The organism is Sorangium sp. So ce426 (genome assembly GCF_051475585.1).
GTDB classification, from domain to species: domain Bacteria; phylum Myxococcota_A; class Polyangia; order Polyangiales; family Polyangiaceae; genus Sorangium; species Sorangium cellulosum_B.
Map to the genome: position 1 here is coordinate 1,534,039 of NZ_CP150341.1, position 14,872 is coordinate 1,548,910.

11 protein-coding genes are annotated in these 14,872 nt (G+C 71.6%); 6 read left to right on the top strand and 5 right to left on the bottom strand.

What is annotated here, in order from left to right; genetic code table 11:
* The first annotated feature begins 123 nt into the window (after positions 1–123).
* Entirely contained in the window at positions 124–882 is a 759-nt protein-coding gene (locus tag WMF44_RS05665; RefSeq protein ID WP_437298096.1) for a type IV pili methyl-accepting chemotaxis transducer N-terminal domain-containing protein, read from the top strand.
* A 54-nt stretch (positions 883–936) separates the two neighbouring features.
* On the opposite strand, the gene WMF44_RS05670 is transcribed toward WMF44_RS05665, so the two are convergent.
* Both WMF44_RS05670 and WMF44_RS05675 read right to left on the bottom strand, forming a co-directional pair.
* On the bottom strand, positions 937–2,508 hold the full coding sequence (locus WMF44_RS05670; protein ID WP_437298097.1) for a hypothetical protein: 1,572 nt from the start codon (positions 2,506–2,508) through the stop codon (positions 937–939).
* A gap of 11 nt (positions 2,509–2,519) precedes the next feature.
* Positions 2,520–4,316, bottom strand: coding sequence for a hypothetical protein (locus WMF44_RS05675; RefSeq protein ID WP_437298098.1), 1,797 nt, complete (start codon positions 4,314–4,316; stop codon positions 2,520–2,522).
* A 237-nt stretch (positions 4,317–4,553) separates the two neighbouring features.
* Between WMF44_RS05675 and WMF44_RS05680 the strand changes: the two genes are divergently transcribed.
* The gene (locus tag WMF44_RS05680; protein ID WP_437298099.1) at positions 4,554–5,087 is read left to right on the top strand and encodes a hypothetical protein; all 534 of its coding nucleotides are present in this window, start codon (positions 4,554–4,556) and stop codon (positions 5,085–5,087) included.
* 657 nt (positions 5,088–5,744) lie between these two features.
* Here the strand turns inward: WMF44_RS05680 and WMF44_RS05685 are convergent.
* Positions 5,745–6,341 (bottom strand): hypothetical protein, encoded by a 597-nt coding sequence (locus WMF44_RS05685; protein WP_437298100.1) that lies wholly within the window; start codon positions 6,339–6,341, stop codon positions 5,745–5,747.
* A 176-nt stretch (positions 6,342–6,517) separates the two neighbouring features.
* On the opposite strand from WMF44_RS05685, the gene WMF44_RS05690 reads away from it, so the two are divergent.
* From WMF44_RS05690 to WMF44_RS05700, 3 genes are all read left to right on the top strand, one after another.
* Positions 6,518–7,972 (top strand): protein kinase domain-containing protein, encoded by a 1,455-nt coding sequence (locus tag WMF44_RS05690; RefSeq protein ID WP_437298101.1) that lies wholly within the window; start codon positions 6,518–6,520, stop codon positions 7,970–7,972.
* 65 nt (positions 7,973–8,037) lie between these two features.
* Positions 8,038–9,264, top strand: coding sequence for a PEGA domain-containing protein (locus tag WMF44_RS05695; protein WP_437298102.1), 1,227 nt, complete (start codon positions 8,038–8,040; stop codon positions 9,262–9,264).
* A 480-nt stretch (positions 9,265–9,744) separates the two neighbouring features.
* Positions 9,745–10,392, top strand: coding sequence for a hypothetical protein (locus tag WMF44_RS05700; protein WP_437298103.1), 648 nt, complete (start codon positions 9,745–9,747; stop codon positions 10,390–10,392).
* A 144-nt stretch (positions 10,393–10,536) separates the two neighbouring features.
* Here the strand turns inward: WMF44_RS05700 and WMF44_RS05705 are convergent, their stop codons facing one another.
* Both WMF44_RS05705 and WMF44_RS05710 read right to left on the bottom strand, forming a co-directional pair.
* Positions 10,537–11,916 carry a DUF1552 domain-containing protein gene (locus WMF44_RS05705; protein ID WP_437298104.1) on the bottom strand — a complete coding sequence of 460 codons (1,380 nt, stop codon included), beginning with the start codon at positions 11,914–11,916 and terminating at the stop codon, positions 10,537–10,539.
* Complete coding sequence (locus WMF44_RS05710) at positions 11,916–13,655, bottom strand: DUF1592 domain-containing protein (RefSeq protein ID WP_437298105.1); 1,740 nt, start codon at positions 13,653–13,655, stop codon at positions 11,916–11,918. The genes WMF44_RS05705 and WMF44_RS05710 overlap by 1 nt, the downstream gene beginning before the upstream one ends.
* A gap of 280 nt (positions 13,656–13,935) precedes the next feature.
* Here WMF44_RS05710 and WMF44_RS05715 point away from each other — a divergent pair, with 280 nt between their 5' ends.
* On the top strand, positions 13,936–14,871 hold the full coding sequence (locus WMF44_RS05715; RefSeq protein WP_437298106.1) for a hypothetical protein: 936 nt from the start codon (positions 13,936–13,938) through the stop codon (positions 14,869–14,871).
* Position 14,872: the final 1 nt, after the last annotated feature.

Here is a 14,872-nt window from a genome sequence, read left to right on the forward strand (position 1 = left end):
GCGTCCGCCTGAAACGGCGGAGCGCGGGGCGGCGCGCGCAAAGCACTCTTCGGAAACATGAGCGATACACGTTCGTTCCAATGGTCGGGTAATGTCTCCACACTCGCCCACGGAGAGAGAACAATGGCGCAGGTTTCCTCTGAGCTCCTGGCACCGACCCGCCGGTTGACGCGCCTGTACGTCAGCGCGCTCGGCGCCGTGGCGCTCCTGTCGGTCGTGGCCCAGCTCCTCGTGCAGCACGCGTTGAACCAGCAGACGAGCGACGCGCACGTCGTCAACGTGGCAGGCCGCCAGCGAATGCTCAGCCAGCGGCTCAGCAAGGCCGCGCTCACGTTCCAGGTGACCACCGACCCCGCCGAGCGCAAGGGCCGCGTCGACGAGCTGGCGCAGGTGATGGCGCTCTGGGAGCGGTCGCATCGCGCGCTCCAGCACGGCGATCCCGGGATGGGATTGCCGGGGAAGAACACGCCGGAGGTGACACGCATGTTCCAGGCGATCGAGCCGCTGCACCAGAGCATGCTCCGGGACGGGAAGGATCTCCTCGCCGCGGTCGGCGCCGGCGGGGAAAAGCCGGCGGAGGCGGCCGCCATCCAGCCGATCGTCGCCGCGATCCTCGCCGCGGAGCCGGGCTTCCTGAGCGGGATGGACCGCGTCGTCTCTCAGTATGCTCACGAGGCGACGGCGCGGATCGAGCGGCTCCGGCTCGTCGAGCTGATCTTGCTGTGTGTGACCCTGGGGGTCCTCTTCCTCGAAGGGCTCTATGTCTTCCGCCCGGCGGTGCGCGAGATCCGGAGGACGATCAGCCACCTCGTCCAGGCGAGGGGGCACCTCGACAACACGGTTCAGGCGCTCCGGGCGATCGCAGGCATCGGACAGCCGTGATGCACGCCGGCTCTCCGCGACCGCCGAGCGGCGTTCAGAGGGCGGAGGCGGCGGTCACAGCCAGCCGCAGCCGCCGTCGAAGTCGAGGGGGGGCGTGGGCTCCGTGGACGACTGCGACGCACGACAGGCATCCTCGATGTTCTGTCGCAACATCAACATCAGGTTGTTGTCGTCCTGGATGTCCGTGTCCGGGTACTTCCCGAGCCACGCCCCGATCGGCGGCTTCATCATCTCGATGACCCCGAGCGATCGCCGGCAGTCGCCCGCCTGGTAGAAGTCGAGCGCGCCGCGCAGCGCCAGGTACATGTTCAGCATCATGTACGGCTTGCCCGAGCCGCCGTCGGAGATGTTCCACCACCTCGAGTCGGGGTTCTGCCCGGGAGGCAGGGCGTTGAGCAGCGTTGTGTCGACGTCCTGCGCGGCTCCGTCCTTCGCCGAGGTCCAGCCTGCCGTCACCTGGAAGGCCGCCTTGTCCGGCCCGATGCCGTCGGCGAGGGACGCATCGGCGAGGAGCTCCACGAACAGACCACCACCGCCGCCGCGGCGGCTGCCGCCCACGTCGGTCGCGCCGTCGCGCTGGCCGATGAACAGCGCCGGCATCTCCAGGGCCGCCCCCGCGGCGCTGGCGGTCGCCCGCTTCGTCCCGTAGATGCGCCCCACCTTGTAGCCGGCGGACGGGGTCACCTCCAGGCTGAAGTCCGTTGCCAGCGGGAAGAGCGTTGTCTTCCCCTCCTCCGAGAGCAAACCGCCGAGATCGCCCGGGCTCAGCGCGTAGGCGTACGTGCCCGCGCCCATCGAGCCCAGCGCCGACGGGATCTTCACGAGGAAGCGCTCACCCACGCCGATCACGCCGAACGCCGTGCCGTTCTCCACCAGCGCCTCGCCAAGACCGAGGATGCGGTCGGGGTCGGTGATACCGCTCGTCGCGTGCCCGCTCGTGAGCAGGAGCACGCGGTGCGCGCCCTCGAAGCCCGCCGCGTCGCCCTCGTCGAACGCCATCTCGGCGGCGGCGATCCCCTCGTAGAGGCCGACGATCTCGCCGGCGCCGTCGCCGAGGCGCTCGTCGGTGATGAGGCGCGTGAGCTCCGCCGACCCCGGCGCTGCGAGGAAAGCGCGGCGATCGACCCGCTCGCCATAGCGGATGACGCTGACGCGGTCCTCGGGACGGAGGCTTTCGAGCAGCCCTCCCATCCCCGCGTCCAGCGCGCCCTCATCGATCTCGGCGAAGCGGCTGTTCTCGACCGCGATCGCCAGGTGAACCGGCGGCCTGTCCAGCCTCGAAGGGTCGACCGCGGTGTTCATCGCGACGAAGGCCATCGTCCAGTTCCCCCCGTTGAAGCGCGGCGCCACAGCGAGGAACGGGTGAACGCAGACGTCCTTGCCGCAGTCGGCGTCGGGCAGGTCGATCGCGTGCTCGGCGAAGAACCCGACCGGATCCAGCGTGTCGAGCGTGGGCACCTTCCCCGCCTTCACGATCGCGCGGAACTGGGAGATGTCCTGCGCCCCGCCCTGGGCCACGTTGACCGAGCCTGCGGGGACGCCGCTGCCCTCGCCGACGTTGTCGGTGGAGCAACCGGCGGCGGCGGCGCAGAGACCGAGTGAGACCAGCTTCATCTTCGACGACATATGGCTTCTCCTCATTCGTAAGCGATCAACAGGTCCGCGGACGCGCTGGGCGTCTGGTAGCCCGCGTCGCACTCGTCACGCCCGGCGAGCACGCGCTCGGCGCGGCCGACCCGCACGCGGAAGTCGGGCCCTTCGAGGGCGTCTCCAGGGCTCAGCAGGGTCTTCTCGCCGCCGCTCTGCACCGCCACCGCCGCGTCGGTGACGTAGGCGCCGCAGCCCAGCCGGTCGCCCTCGCACCCCGTCGCCTCGATCGAGACAGCGAGGCCCCCGAGCTGGAGCTCGACGACGTTGGGATAGACCTCGATCCGCTTCGCCGAGTCGACGGCCGAGATCTCGAGGTGGTCGCCCTCGTCGGACCATTGCACCGTTTCGCCCGCCGAGAACGGGAAGTCTTCGATCGGAATGCACAGGTAGTGAGTCAGAGGGGTGAAGCTCGGGTCCGGCTCGCCGCCGCCCTCGCCGCCGGTGCCCATTCCACCTTCGCCGCCGGCACCCGCGCCGCCCTCGCTGCCCTCGCCGCCGGTGCCGCCGGCACCCGCGCCGCCAGCGCCACCGACGTCGGCTCCGCCGGCACCCGCGCCGCCAGCGCCACCGACGTCGGCTCCGCCGGCACCCGCGCCGCCAGCGCCACCGACGTCGGCTCCGCCGGCACCCGCGCCGCCTGTGCCCACGCCGCCTGCGCTGCCCGAGCCATCGTCGGGGCCGCGCCGCCGGTAGTTCATGGTCAATTCGATGCAGCCGTCCGAAAGTGCATCGATGTGCGCGATCTCGCCGACCACCTGCTTCGACCAGGGGCCGGCCCACTGGAAGGACGATTGAGGCGCGCCGGCGCACGACGAGGGCCCGACGTTCGTCAGCAGCGCGCCCGTCTTCACCTGTCCGGGCGCCACCATCGTGTCCGGCTTCAGCGCGACGCGCCCCGCCACCGTCTCCGCGTCCTTCCAGAAATCGCTGTCGTCGTTCACCTTCTGCGGAATCATGACGGTTTGCAGATCGGACCACCATGCCATCACAGGCCGCAGTCCATCGGTCTCGAGCAGCACCACCTCGCAACGCCCTTCCGGGGTCGGCGCCGTCTCCTCGAAGTTGCCTGCGGCGAGGTGGGCCTCGGTCCGGTTGAGCGGGAGCGTGTCCTGCGGGTCCAGCCGGTACGTGATCCCGAGGTTGAACGCGCTCGGCCCGAACATGCGTGTCGGATCGCCGGAGGTGACGGCAGAGCAATCGAGCGACGCGTCCACCCAGCGCACGCGAACGTCCACGATCCCGGGCGTCGCATTGATGAGATAGGCGTCGGTGAAATAGCCCTCGGGTGCGGGGGTGCCGGTCGCGACGCAGGCGACGGCGGACGCCCCCAGGATCGCGCGCTCGAGCACCCAGCCGGTACGCGAGCCTTGCTCGGCGCTCCGGGCCGAGCGCTCCCGGCTGGAAGCCGCGCGCGCCGAGAGGCGCCATGCCGGGACGAGGACCACGAGCGCGGCCAGGTCCGTCGGATCTTGCCAGATACGCCACGTGATCCCCGCCAGCCCCACGAGCCCCACGAGGAGCTGCGCGGCGGCGGCCGAGAGCTTGATCGCCGCGAACGGCGCGGCCACCGCCGCGAACGCCAGCGCCCGCCCGCGCGACGTGCGCGCGTCCGCGAGCGCCGCTGCGAGGACGGGGGCGACCACGAGGCCGGCGAGATCGCTGAGCTTGCCGGTGAGCGCGCCAGGCAAGAGCCCGGCGCCTTTCAGGAGGTGGTCGTTGACCACCAGGAGCGCCAGGGCGCCAAGGAAGAGGGGGTGGCGGAGGACCGCGAATCGAGGCGACACAGATTGTCGTGACCGCGACACCAACGTCAGAGCACCTGCGGGGCCGCCGGCGTTTCGCCGTGATGAGTTCAGCATCGCCGCGAGCCGAAGGCAGCGCGCGTGCCACTCGGACGCGCTTTGCTCGCCGAGGTGGCTCCGGACCCGGCGTGCTACAGCTCGCCCTCGCCCTCGCGCCTCTGCGAGCCGGCGTCTCTCCTGCCCGGCCCGTCCCGGCTTTTTCGGAGCTCTGCGCGCGCAATGCGATCCTGCCTGTTACCGTCTGCCTTCTCTTTTCTCGCGTCCCTCTCCGGGTGTGGCCCTGTCGACGGTGATCCGTCGATCCCCGCGGAAGCCAGCGATTGTCCCACGCTGTTCGGCGAGGACTTCTCCGAGACCCGCGCCGTCGACATCGGCGACGCGTCGTCTGGGACGTTCGTGCCCTACGCCGACGGTGCCAGCGTGCGACTGATCCTCGGCAACCAGGGCTCGATGATGATCACGCCCTGGGTCCAGGTGGAGGCGCTGCCCGGCGACGCGGAGGAGACGTGCCATGTGGTGCGCCTCGCGAACGAGCTCGAGGGCCCGCTCGCCAGCGATCCCGAGGGGATCGCCGCCGCGCAGTTCAACGTCCAGTTCATCAAGACCGGCTCTTTCCTGGTCTCGGACGGCGCGCTCTACCACCCTTTCGCGTGGGACCGCGAGACCCTCGAAGGTCAGAAGCTCGGGCTCACGGTGACCGTGCGCGGCGACGGATACGAGGGCACGAAGAGCGTGAGCGTCGTGCTGGAGTGAAGGACCCGGCTCATCGAGCCGCCGCTCACATCGAGCATGCGATGTCAGGTCCGGTCCAGCGCGACCGCTGAGCGCGGCGATTCGCCCTCACGTCCTCGAATCGTTTTGGCTCTCTTTTCCTGATGGATGGCTCATGGCGTGCCGAGAGCCGAGGATGGTTCACATCGACGAAGCGCTTCGCCGCCATCCGCCTGGGAAGCCGACCCCCAGGTCGCGAATCGGCGGAAGGGTCGTTTCGGAGGCGGCGCGGAGGTCGCGATCTGGCGGAAGGGTCGTTCCGGAGGCGGCGCGGAGGTCGCGATCTGGCGGAAGCGTCGTTCCGGAGGCGGCGTGAAGGTCGCGACCTGGCGGAAGGGTCGTTTCGGAGGCGGCGCGGAGGTCGCGACCTGTCCAAGCCATCGTTTTTTGACCAGCGCCCAGGTCGCGATCTCTCCAGGATCCTGCTTGGGACGCGAGGTCCAGGTCAGGACCTGGGCGCTCCTGTAAAATTACGCCAGACCCCAGGTCGCGACGTCCGTTCTGACGTTTCACGAGCGCGGGCCGCGGAGGCGACCTTCCGAGACGGAGCGTTCAAGCTTGCTCGCACGCCCCTCCGGCGGCACCGGCAGCCCGAGCAGCCCGTCCAATCGCCGTGAATTCTTCCTCCGCCGCGCGGTGCTACCGCGCGGCGCACCGGGGCGCGACGTAGCGGCCGTTCGGGTCGGCGTCGACGAACACGGGACCCACGTCGGAGAGCTCGAAGCTGACCGATGTTGCGTCGATCGCCGTGATGGTGAGCCTGCCGAAGCCCGTGTTGCCGCCGCCGCTGACGGCCCCCGTGCTGCCGCAGTCCGCGCGAGAGGACGTCCCGTAGATCGTGAGATCGCCGCTCGCCGTGTCCACCTCGCCCACGGCGAGCATCGACTCGGGCATGCGCAGCTCCAGGTCCCACCAGTCGCTGCAGGGCTCGTACGTGGGGTTCGCGTCGGGGTCGCGGCACGACAGCGCCAGGGTGGCGACGCGGAAGGTCACGGTCGAGTCGCCGAAGACGATCGCGCTCACCTGGCGCCCACCGCCGCCCGAGGTCGTCGGCGACGGCGCGACCGAGCTCGTCGTCGATACCGGGCCATCCGGGCCATCCGGGCTGCCCTGGCCGCTCGTGCTGCCCTGGCCGCTCGTGCTGCCCGCGCCGCCGGCCCCGTCTCCTCCGCCGTCCATGATCACCGCGCCGCCGCACGCGCTCTGGACGAGCAGCGCGAGCGAGCCTACCGCCATTGAGATGCATCGAGGTGAGCGCTTCATCGTCGCATCGTATCGCGCTCCGGCCCGCGATCGCAGGCGAGGGCAAGCCTCCGTCGATGGACCGGCCGGGGGCCACCTGTGCTACCGTCGACCACAGCAGGCTCGGATGGCGGCACGCCCCGTGGCCGGGCGTGAAGCACGGAGCTCTCATGAAGCCACCTGTCGTCGAAGGAGACGTCATCGCCGGCAAGTACCGGGTCGATCGCGTCGTGGGCCGAGGCGGCATGGGCATCGTTGTCGCGGCGAGCCACCTGTTCCTCCCGCAGCGTGTCGCGATCAAGCTCCTCCTCAGCACGGAGAGCCCGGCGCTCGTGCAGCGGTTTCTCCGCGAGGCGCGCGCGGTGGTCCGCCTCAAGGGCGAGCACGTCGTGCGGGTGTTCGACGTCGGCGAGCTCGGCTCGGGCATCCCGTACATCGTGATGGAGTACCTGGAGGGCGAAGATCTCTCCGACGTGCTCCGCGCCCGCGGCACGCTCAGCGTCGTGGACGCGGCCGACTACGTCCTGCAGGCCTGCCTGGCGATGGCCGAGGCGCACGCCGCGGGCATCGTGCACCGCGATCTCAAGCCGGCGAACCTCTTCCTCACGACGACGCCCGGAGGGGCGACGCTCATCAAGGTCCTCGACTTCGGGATCTCGAAGGAGGTGCCGGGCAGCACCGAGGGCGTCGGCGCGTCGCTGACGCAGACGCGGGAGATGCTCGGCTCGCCCATCTACATGTCCCCGGAGCAGATGCGGTCGTCGCGCTCGGTCGACGCCCGCTCGGACGTGTGGGCGCTCGGCGCGCTGCTCTACCGCCTCCTGGTAGGGCAGCCGCCGTTCGAGGCCCCGGCGCTCGCCGAGCTCGTGCTGCAGGTCGCGAGCGCCGAGCCGATCCCGCCCACCGCGCTCAGGAGCGACATCCCACCGGGGCTCGAGGCCGTGATCCTCCATTGCCTCCAGAAGGATCCGGCCCGGCGGCCGCAGACCGTGGCCGACCTGGCGCGCGCGCTGGTGCCCTTCGCGACGGCGGGCGGGCAGGAGCGCGCGGAGCGCGCCGCGAGGATCCTCGCGGCGGGGGCGCAGCCGACGCTGCCGCCGACCGGTTCGGCGCCGCCGCCGCGGCTCGTGCCGGCCAGCAGCCCTCCGAGCGCCCCGTCCGGCGCGATGGCGAGCCTCCTGCCCACGACGCGGGGGCTCACGCGGACGTCCGCCCGGCCCGGGTCGCGCAGGATCCTCGGGGCGGCGCTCGGGGCGGTCGTGATCGCCGTGCTGGCGCTCGCCCTCTGGGGCGCGGTCGCGCTGCCAGGCAGAGCGCCGCAGGCGGCGGCGCTGCAGGCCGCGGCGGCCTCGCAGGACGACACGGCGCCGCGGCGCGCGCGGCAGGACACCGCGGCGCGCGGCGCGGATCCGCCGATCGCGCCGGAGCCGCCGCCGGCGATCCGTGACGCCTTGCCGCCGCAGCAGCCGTCGGCCTCCCCGGTCGTCGCGCCGGCCGCCGACGCGGCGCCCTCCGGGGCGGCGCTCGAGGGCCGGCGCGCGCCCCCGGCCACGAGCGCGTCGGCGACGCCGAAGGCGCCGCCTTCGCCCGGAGGGACGAATCCCTTGGAACCACCGCTCAGATGAGACAGAAACCACCGGCCTCCGACCCGTTGCACCCCGCATTCCCTCTGGAGGCAGGCGAGGCGCCTGTGCGTTCGCGCCGCCCGGCGACGCGGCTCGCGCCAGCGGTCGCCATCGTGGTGTTGACCACGGCCGGCGGCGCGGCCGCGCAGCGACCCCCTGCTGCGGCGCCTGCGCCGGCCGCTGCCGCGCCGGCGGCGGCGCCTGCGCCGGCCGCTGCCGCGCCGGCGGCGGCTCCTGCGCCGGCCGCTGCCGCGCCGGCGGCGGCGCCTGCGCCGGCCGCTGCCGCGCCGGCGGCGGCGCCTGCGCCGGCCGCTGCCGCGCCGGCGGCGGCTCCTGCGCCGGCCGCTGCCGCGCCGGGCGAGGCTGCTCCTGCGCCGGCCGCTGCCGCGCCGGGCGAGGCTGCTCCTGCGCCTGCCCGCGAGCGGCTGAGCGGTGAGGCCAGGGCCGATTACGAGTCCGGCAAGGCGCTCTTTCGCAACGGCGACTTCGCCAGCGCCTTCCTCAAGTTCCAGAGCGCCTACGAGAGCTCGAAGGACGCGCGCCTCCTCTGGAACATGATCGCCTGCACGTCCAAGATGCACCGGTACAGCCAGCTCCTTGCGCTGGTGGAGAGGTTGAAGCAGGAGGACCGCGGCGTCCTGCTCCCGGAGGACTGGGCGACGATCGCCGAGGTCGAGCGGAAGGCCAGCGCCCTCGTCGGTCACCTGGACATCACCGCGAGCGAGCGGGACGCGGAGGTGACGATCGACGGCCAGCTGATCGGGAAGACGCCGCTCCCGGGCAAGGTGATCGTCGACGCCGGCACGAGGCGAATCCGTGTCTTCAAGCCGGGGTTCAAGGAGCACCTCCGCGCGGAGAGCGTGTCCCCTGGCGCGCAGCTGGCGCTCGACGTCCGGCTGGCGCGGCCGATGAACGGCGGCAGGCTCTCCATCGTTGCCTCTCCGGGCGATCGCCTCGCGCTCGACGGCGAGCTCCTGGGCGAAGGGCAGTGGGAGGGCATCGTGCCGGGCGGCCGCCACGTGGTGAGGGTGACGGCGCCGGGGAAGGTGCCCTACCAGGCCCAGATCCTGATTCAGGACGAGGCGCTGAGCAGCGTCCGCGTCGGCCTGGTGCCGGCCGAGAAGCTCGGCGGGACGCCGCCGTGGATATGGATCGTCGGCGCCGGGGCGGTCGTCGCGGCGGCCTTGTCGGCCGGCATCCTCCTCTTGCACGATCACAATCCCGCGCAGGTGGGGACGGCCGAGCAATCCATGGGGGCGCCCCGTCCTACGGGCTTCGGAGGCCGCTGGTAAGGGGCCTGTCGTGGTCCGTGGCGGGGCGGGAGCTCGTGCTCGGCGCAGGAGCGGCTGAGCTTCGTGAGCCGCTGTGGATTCGCCGGGTCGGCATGGCCGTCGTGCGCCGTCGGGTCGCGCGCTCGCGCGCTGCCATGGGCGCGCCTTTCTCGGCCTCCTGAGACAAGCGGCGTACATGTCACGGCTCCAGCGTGACATGTCACGGATCCATCGTGACATGTCACGGCTCCATCGTGACAACCGCGGAACGCGGTAGCAGGCAGCGATGCCGGTGTCTCCTCCCGGCAGAGCTCGCTCCTTCGCGGGATTTCTCGCGTTCGTGTCGAGGAAAGCCCACCCGACAACCCCGGAGTCGCGGGTCATGGGCGACGCGCTCCTAACGTCGCGGACCGGGCACGGTCTCTGCAATGTGCGGCGCGCGGCCCGCCTCCCGGAGAGCAGAGGCCGTGACTGCAATTCTTCCAAACCATCGAGGAACACATGAAAGCCTTGTTCTTGACCGCTGCGGCGGTGTTGTCTGTGCTTGCCGTCGGCTGCGTTGAAGGTGAATCGCTCAAGTCGGAGCTGGCCAGCGACGGGATCGGCGAGGCTCGGCAGGGCATCGGCGACGAGGGCTGCGGGACGCTCAACATGTCCACCTTGGATGCCGCGGACGGGGCCATCAACTCGACCCTCAGCTTGCAAGCAAGCCCGGACTGGACGTACAACCCCCCGACTTGCCCTTATCAGTACGTCGTGGAATACAGGAATCTACCGGCTGCCGCCAACAACGGCGATCTTCAGATCTGGGCCCAGCCCAAGGGCGGTTGGGGTAGCATCGACAATGAGGCTGATTGCGAGAGGACTCACGTGCTAGCGGGCTACTACGTATGGAGCACCAACTTCTCCTTGTCGCCCACCGTCAGCACCGTCGAGGCCCATGGGACGTGGAGCAGCAGCGGCGACGAGATCTTTGGCGCCGGTTGTTTCCCGACTTACGTCGGTCAGCCGCCGCACGTTGATGGAAGGTACAAGGTCCGCGTCGCCGCGCGAACCCTCTTCTGCGCCTACTCCGATGGTTGCACCGACACCCAGCGCACGGACCTCAAGGTCGAGACCGAGCCGACCTGGCATTACATCGTGCAGTGAGCGGCAGGCCGGGCGCGCCCGCGCTCCGGTTGCGGGTGCGCCGGCGTCTCGCTCGCGCGCCGCGGTGGTGCGCCGCCCCGCGCGGCGCCCACCACGGCGTGGGCCCCGCGCCGCATCGGGCGGCGCCCCGCGCCCCTCGGCTCGTCACACCCCCACGAGCGGTCCTGTGCAGAAGTCCGGGTCGCCGAACGTGTCGGCCTCGATGCCCATCGCGTGGAGCAGCGACAGGAGCAGGTCGTTGTGCGCGACCTCCTTCTGCTGGACGACGTATCGGCCCGTCTTGAAATGGCCACCTGCGCTCCCGGCGAGGACATACGGGATGTTCTTGCGCAGGTGATTGCCGTCCGCGTGCTCGTTGGTCCAGAAGATCACCGTGTTGTCGAAGACCGTGCCGTCGCCCTCCGGCATGCTCTTCAGCCTGGCGATCAGGTACGCGAGCTGCTCGGCGTAGAAGCGGCTGATCCTGGTGAGCCGCCCGCGGTTCACCTGATCGGCGTAGCCGTTGTGCGCCATCGGGTGGTGGCCCTCGGTGATGTCCGGCCCGAGGAAGCTCAGCACCTTGGTCGTCGCGGAGTTCGTGAAGTGCAGGCTCGCGACCCGCGTCAGATCGCAGGCGAGGGACATCGCGATGAGATCGAGCTGGAGCCGGCAGAGCTCCGGCATGCTGGCGACCTTGTCGACGTCGAGATCCGGCGTCAGCGCCGGCGCGGCGCACGCCGGCGAGGCCGGCGCCGAGCCGCGATCGAGGCGCGACGCGATGTCCTCCACCGACGCGAGGTGCCCTTCGAGCTTCAGCCGATCCGCGGCGCCCAGCCGCCTGCGCAGCCGGTCGTAGTCCGAGGCCACCTTGCCGAGCACCGCCCTGCGCTGCTCGGTCTTCCGCGTCGCGTCGGCGGGCGCGACCGACAGGTCGGAGAAGAGCCGGTCGAACGCGGCGTACGGGCTGTTCTCCGGCGGCAGCGGCTGCGCCGGCCCGCGGTACGCGAGGCGCGCGCCCACGGTCGCCCCGTAGACGAGCACGCCGAGCTCGAGCGAGAGGAACCTGGTCTTCGTGCCGATGTGGTTCGCGATCTCCTGGTCGAGCGAGATGCCGTCGGCCCAGCCGCACGACAGCCCGGCGTCGCCGGGGAAGTCGCCCTCCTGCATCGCGCGCGCCGTCAGGCACTGCCCCGTGCCCTTCTGGTGCGCGTCGCCCGGCCCCGTCAGCGCCGACAGCGCGCTCACGTTGCCGAGGACCAGCAGATCCCTGTTGTGGTCCTTGAGCGGCGCGAGGATGGGCGACAGCTCCTCGCCGTCCCGGAACGTCGAGGACGACGGCCAGAAGTCCGGCGGGACGGTGCCGTTCGGCGTGTAGAGCACGATGAACCGCTTCGGGAACTCGAGCCCGAACGCGGCCCGCCCCGCCTGCTCCGACGCCGGCGCGAGCCGCTTCGAGCAGCCCATCGCCTCGAGGAACGGCAGCGCGAGCGCCGCGCCGCCGAGGCCCCTGAGCACGGCGCGGCGGCTGAGTCGGAACGGCTTCATCACGGCTCTCCTCCCGGGGCGCGCTCCGAGGCGCCCCCTGCGTCGTCTCCCACGTTGCCTCCCGCGTCGATCTCGCGCCGGTAGCGGAACGCGTCGGTCTGGGTGAGCGCCACGAGCAGCGCCCTGATGTTGTACCGGGACGCCTCGAACGCCTCCGTCGCCTGCGAGAGGCTGCAGGCGTCCTCGCGCTGCTCGGCGCGGCCGTAGCCGAAGCGGAACCACTGCTTCACGACGCACGCGCGCACCTGCTCGCTCTCCGCGAGCCGGTGCGCGAGCTCGACCGCCCCGTCGAACGGCCCGTCGATGTCGGTCTGCGTGAGCTCGCCGCTGGCGTCGACCGGGATGCCGTTCTCGGCGTCCCGCCAGCGGCCGAGCGCGTCGTAGTGCTCGAAGCCGAACCCGATCGGGTCGAGCAGCGCGTGGCAGCTCCTGCAGCCCGGGTCGGACACGTGCTGCGAGAACTGCTCGCGCGTCGTCTTCGTCCGGTCGACCATCGGCGGCTCCGGGACCACGTCCGGCGGCGGCGGCGGGATCTGGCAGAGCAGGCTCTGGCGCACGAACCGGCCGCGGTGCACCGGCGAGGACCGGTTCGGCTTCGCGTAGAGCGAGAGCAGCCCGGCGTGCGTCAGGAAGCCGGCGCGCTGCGACGGATCGAGCTCCACCCGCTCGAACGCCTCGCCCTTCGGGCCTCCCTCGACGCCGTAGAGCTCGGCGAGCTCCCGGTTCATCACCGAATAGGACGCCGTGAACAGCGCGCTCACGCTCGCGTCCTCCTCGAAGATCGCGTGATCCAGGAACGCCTCGGTCTCGGCCTGGAACAGCGGCAGGAGCTCGTCCCGGTACTCGGGGTAGAGCTCCGGATCCCTCCCGCCCGCGGCGATCTCGTCGATCTTCGAGAGCCCGAGCCACTGGCGGTGGAAGTTCTTCACCGCCTCGCGCGCCCGCGGATCGTCCAGCATGCGCCGCGCCTGCGCCTCGATCTCCGCGGCGGTGCCGAGCGCCCCCTGCTCGGCGGCCGCGAAGAGCGCGTCGTCGGGCATCGTGCCCCAGAGCAGGTACGAGAGCCGCGAGGCGATCTCGTACGAGGTGAGCGGCACGACGTCGCCCTCCACCGGATCCGGCATGCCGAGCTCGACGCGGTAGAGGAAGTGCGGCGACTGGAGCATCGCCTGGACGACGAGCGAGAGGCCGGTCGACGCGTCGTCGGGCGTGTCCCCGAGGCCGAGCCCGCGGTCGAAGAGCGCCGCGAGCTCGGCGATCTCGTCCTCGGCGAGGGGCCGGCGGAACGCCCGCTTGCCGAGCGACGCGATGAGCGCCGCGATCTCGCCGCGGCACGCGGCGCCCGCCGCGGCCCCGCGGCACGAGGGCGCCTCGCCGAGCAGCTTGCCCGCCGCGCGCGCCGCGATGCCCTCGGCGGCGGTCATGTACTGCTCCGCGAGCAGCGGGCTCACCACGAGCGCCGCCGCCTGGTTGTTGAAGCCGAGCGACTCCTCCTCGGGCACGAAGCCCCTCGCAGGGTGGCTGTCGTCGCCGAGGAGATCGAGTATCGTATTGTCGTACTCCACCCGTGTCATGCGGCGGAGCGGCGACTCGCCTGGCTCGATGGAGGCGCAGAGCGGGGCGGTCGCCTCGCCGCCGTCGTCGTCGTCGTCGTTCGCGGGGAGATCGCCGAACTGCCCTGAGCAGGAGGCGAGGAGGAGCAGGCCGATGGGCCAGCGGAGAGCTCTTGGTTCAGCCATGGTGCCTCGTCGGCGAGCGCGAGCAGGGCACGGCGCGTTCCCCTCCGTGCAGCGTGCGCGGCGCGGCCGTGTGTGCGTGGCGCGCCATCTCGCCATCTTCAAGGAGCGTATGGCAAACCGTCGCTCCCGGATAGGAGCCGCGCTCGGAGCGGCCGAATCAAGTGGGAGCACGGGGCCGATGTGATCATCCCGTGTGCGCGTGTCTTACGGCGTTGCCGCGGACTCCGGCCTTCGAAGGCGGCTCGACCTGCGGTGTACGGAGCGACTATGCTCGCGCCCAATGCAAAGGCGAACGCTCGCCTGTCCTGTCTCTCCTCTCTCTCCTCGGGCGCCGCGGCGCCGCGCGCGCCGCTCTTCTGCGGCCGCGCTGCTCGGCGCGGCGCGCTCGGCGCTGTCGATGCTCCTGGCGCTCCTCGCGCCAGGCTCGGCGCTCGCCGATCCCGGCGCGGCGTCCAGCGCCGATCGCGCCGAGCGCGACGAGGGCGCCCGCCCCCCCGCCGCGGGGACAGCGCTCTTCAGCGCGGGTGTCGATCTCGAGATCGCGGGTCGTACGCTGTCCTATAGCGATCTGCTCTCCGACAACCTCCGCACCTACGAGGTGCTGGGCGTGCCCATGCCGTCCCTCCGGGGCGAGCTGTACCCGTTCGCGCGGAGCGCCGTCCCTGTGCTCCGCGACCTCGGCGTCGAGCTCTCGTACGCTCGCGCGCTCGGCCTCGACTCGGAGGGCGCCGGCGGAGCGGGCGTATCGACCTCGTGGAGCCGGCTCCACGCCGGCCTCCGGGGCCGTTACCGCCTCGCCGGGCAGGACGGGCCGGTCCTGTTCGCGGGCGGCGGACTCCGCTGGACCGACTTCGATATCGAGTCGACGGGCGACCCGTCGCGCGACGCCGCGTCGGTGTCTTACGTCGCCTTGCGCCTGGGGGTGGACGGGCGATTGCCGGTCGGCCCGGTCGCGCTGGAGGCCGGGGGAGGGGTGCAGGCGCCCCTCTCGATGGGAGCCCTCGCCTCTCATTTCCGCGCGCCGAGCGCCGGAGGCGTCGATTTCCGCGTCGCGGTCGCCGCCCCGTTCGCGCCGGGGCTCGAGGCGCGCGCCGGCGCGTCGTACGCGCGGTTCTTCTACGATTTCGACTCGGAGCCAGAGGACACGTACATCGCGGGCGGGGCGCTCGACCAGCTCTTCAGCGTTCACCTGGGGGTGGCTTATCATGGGGAGTGAG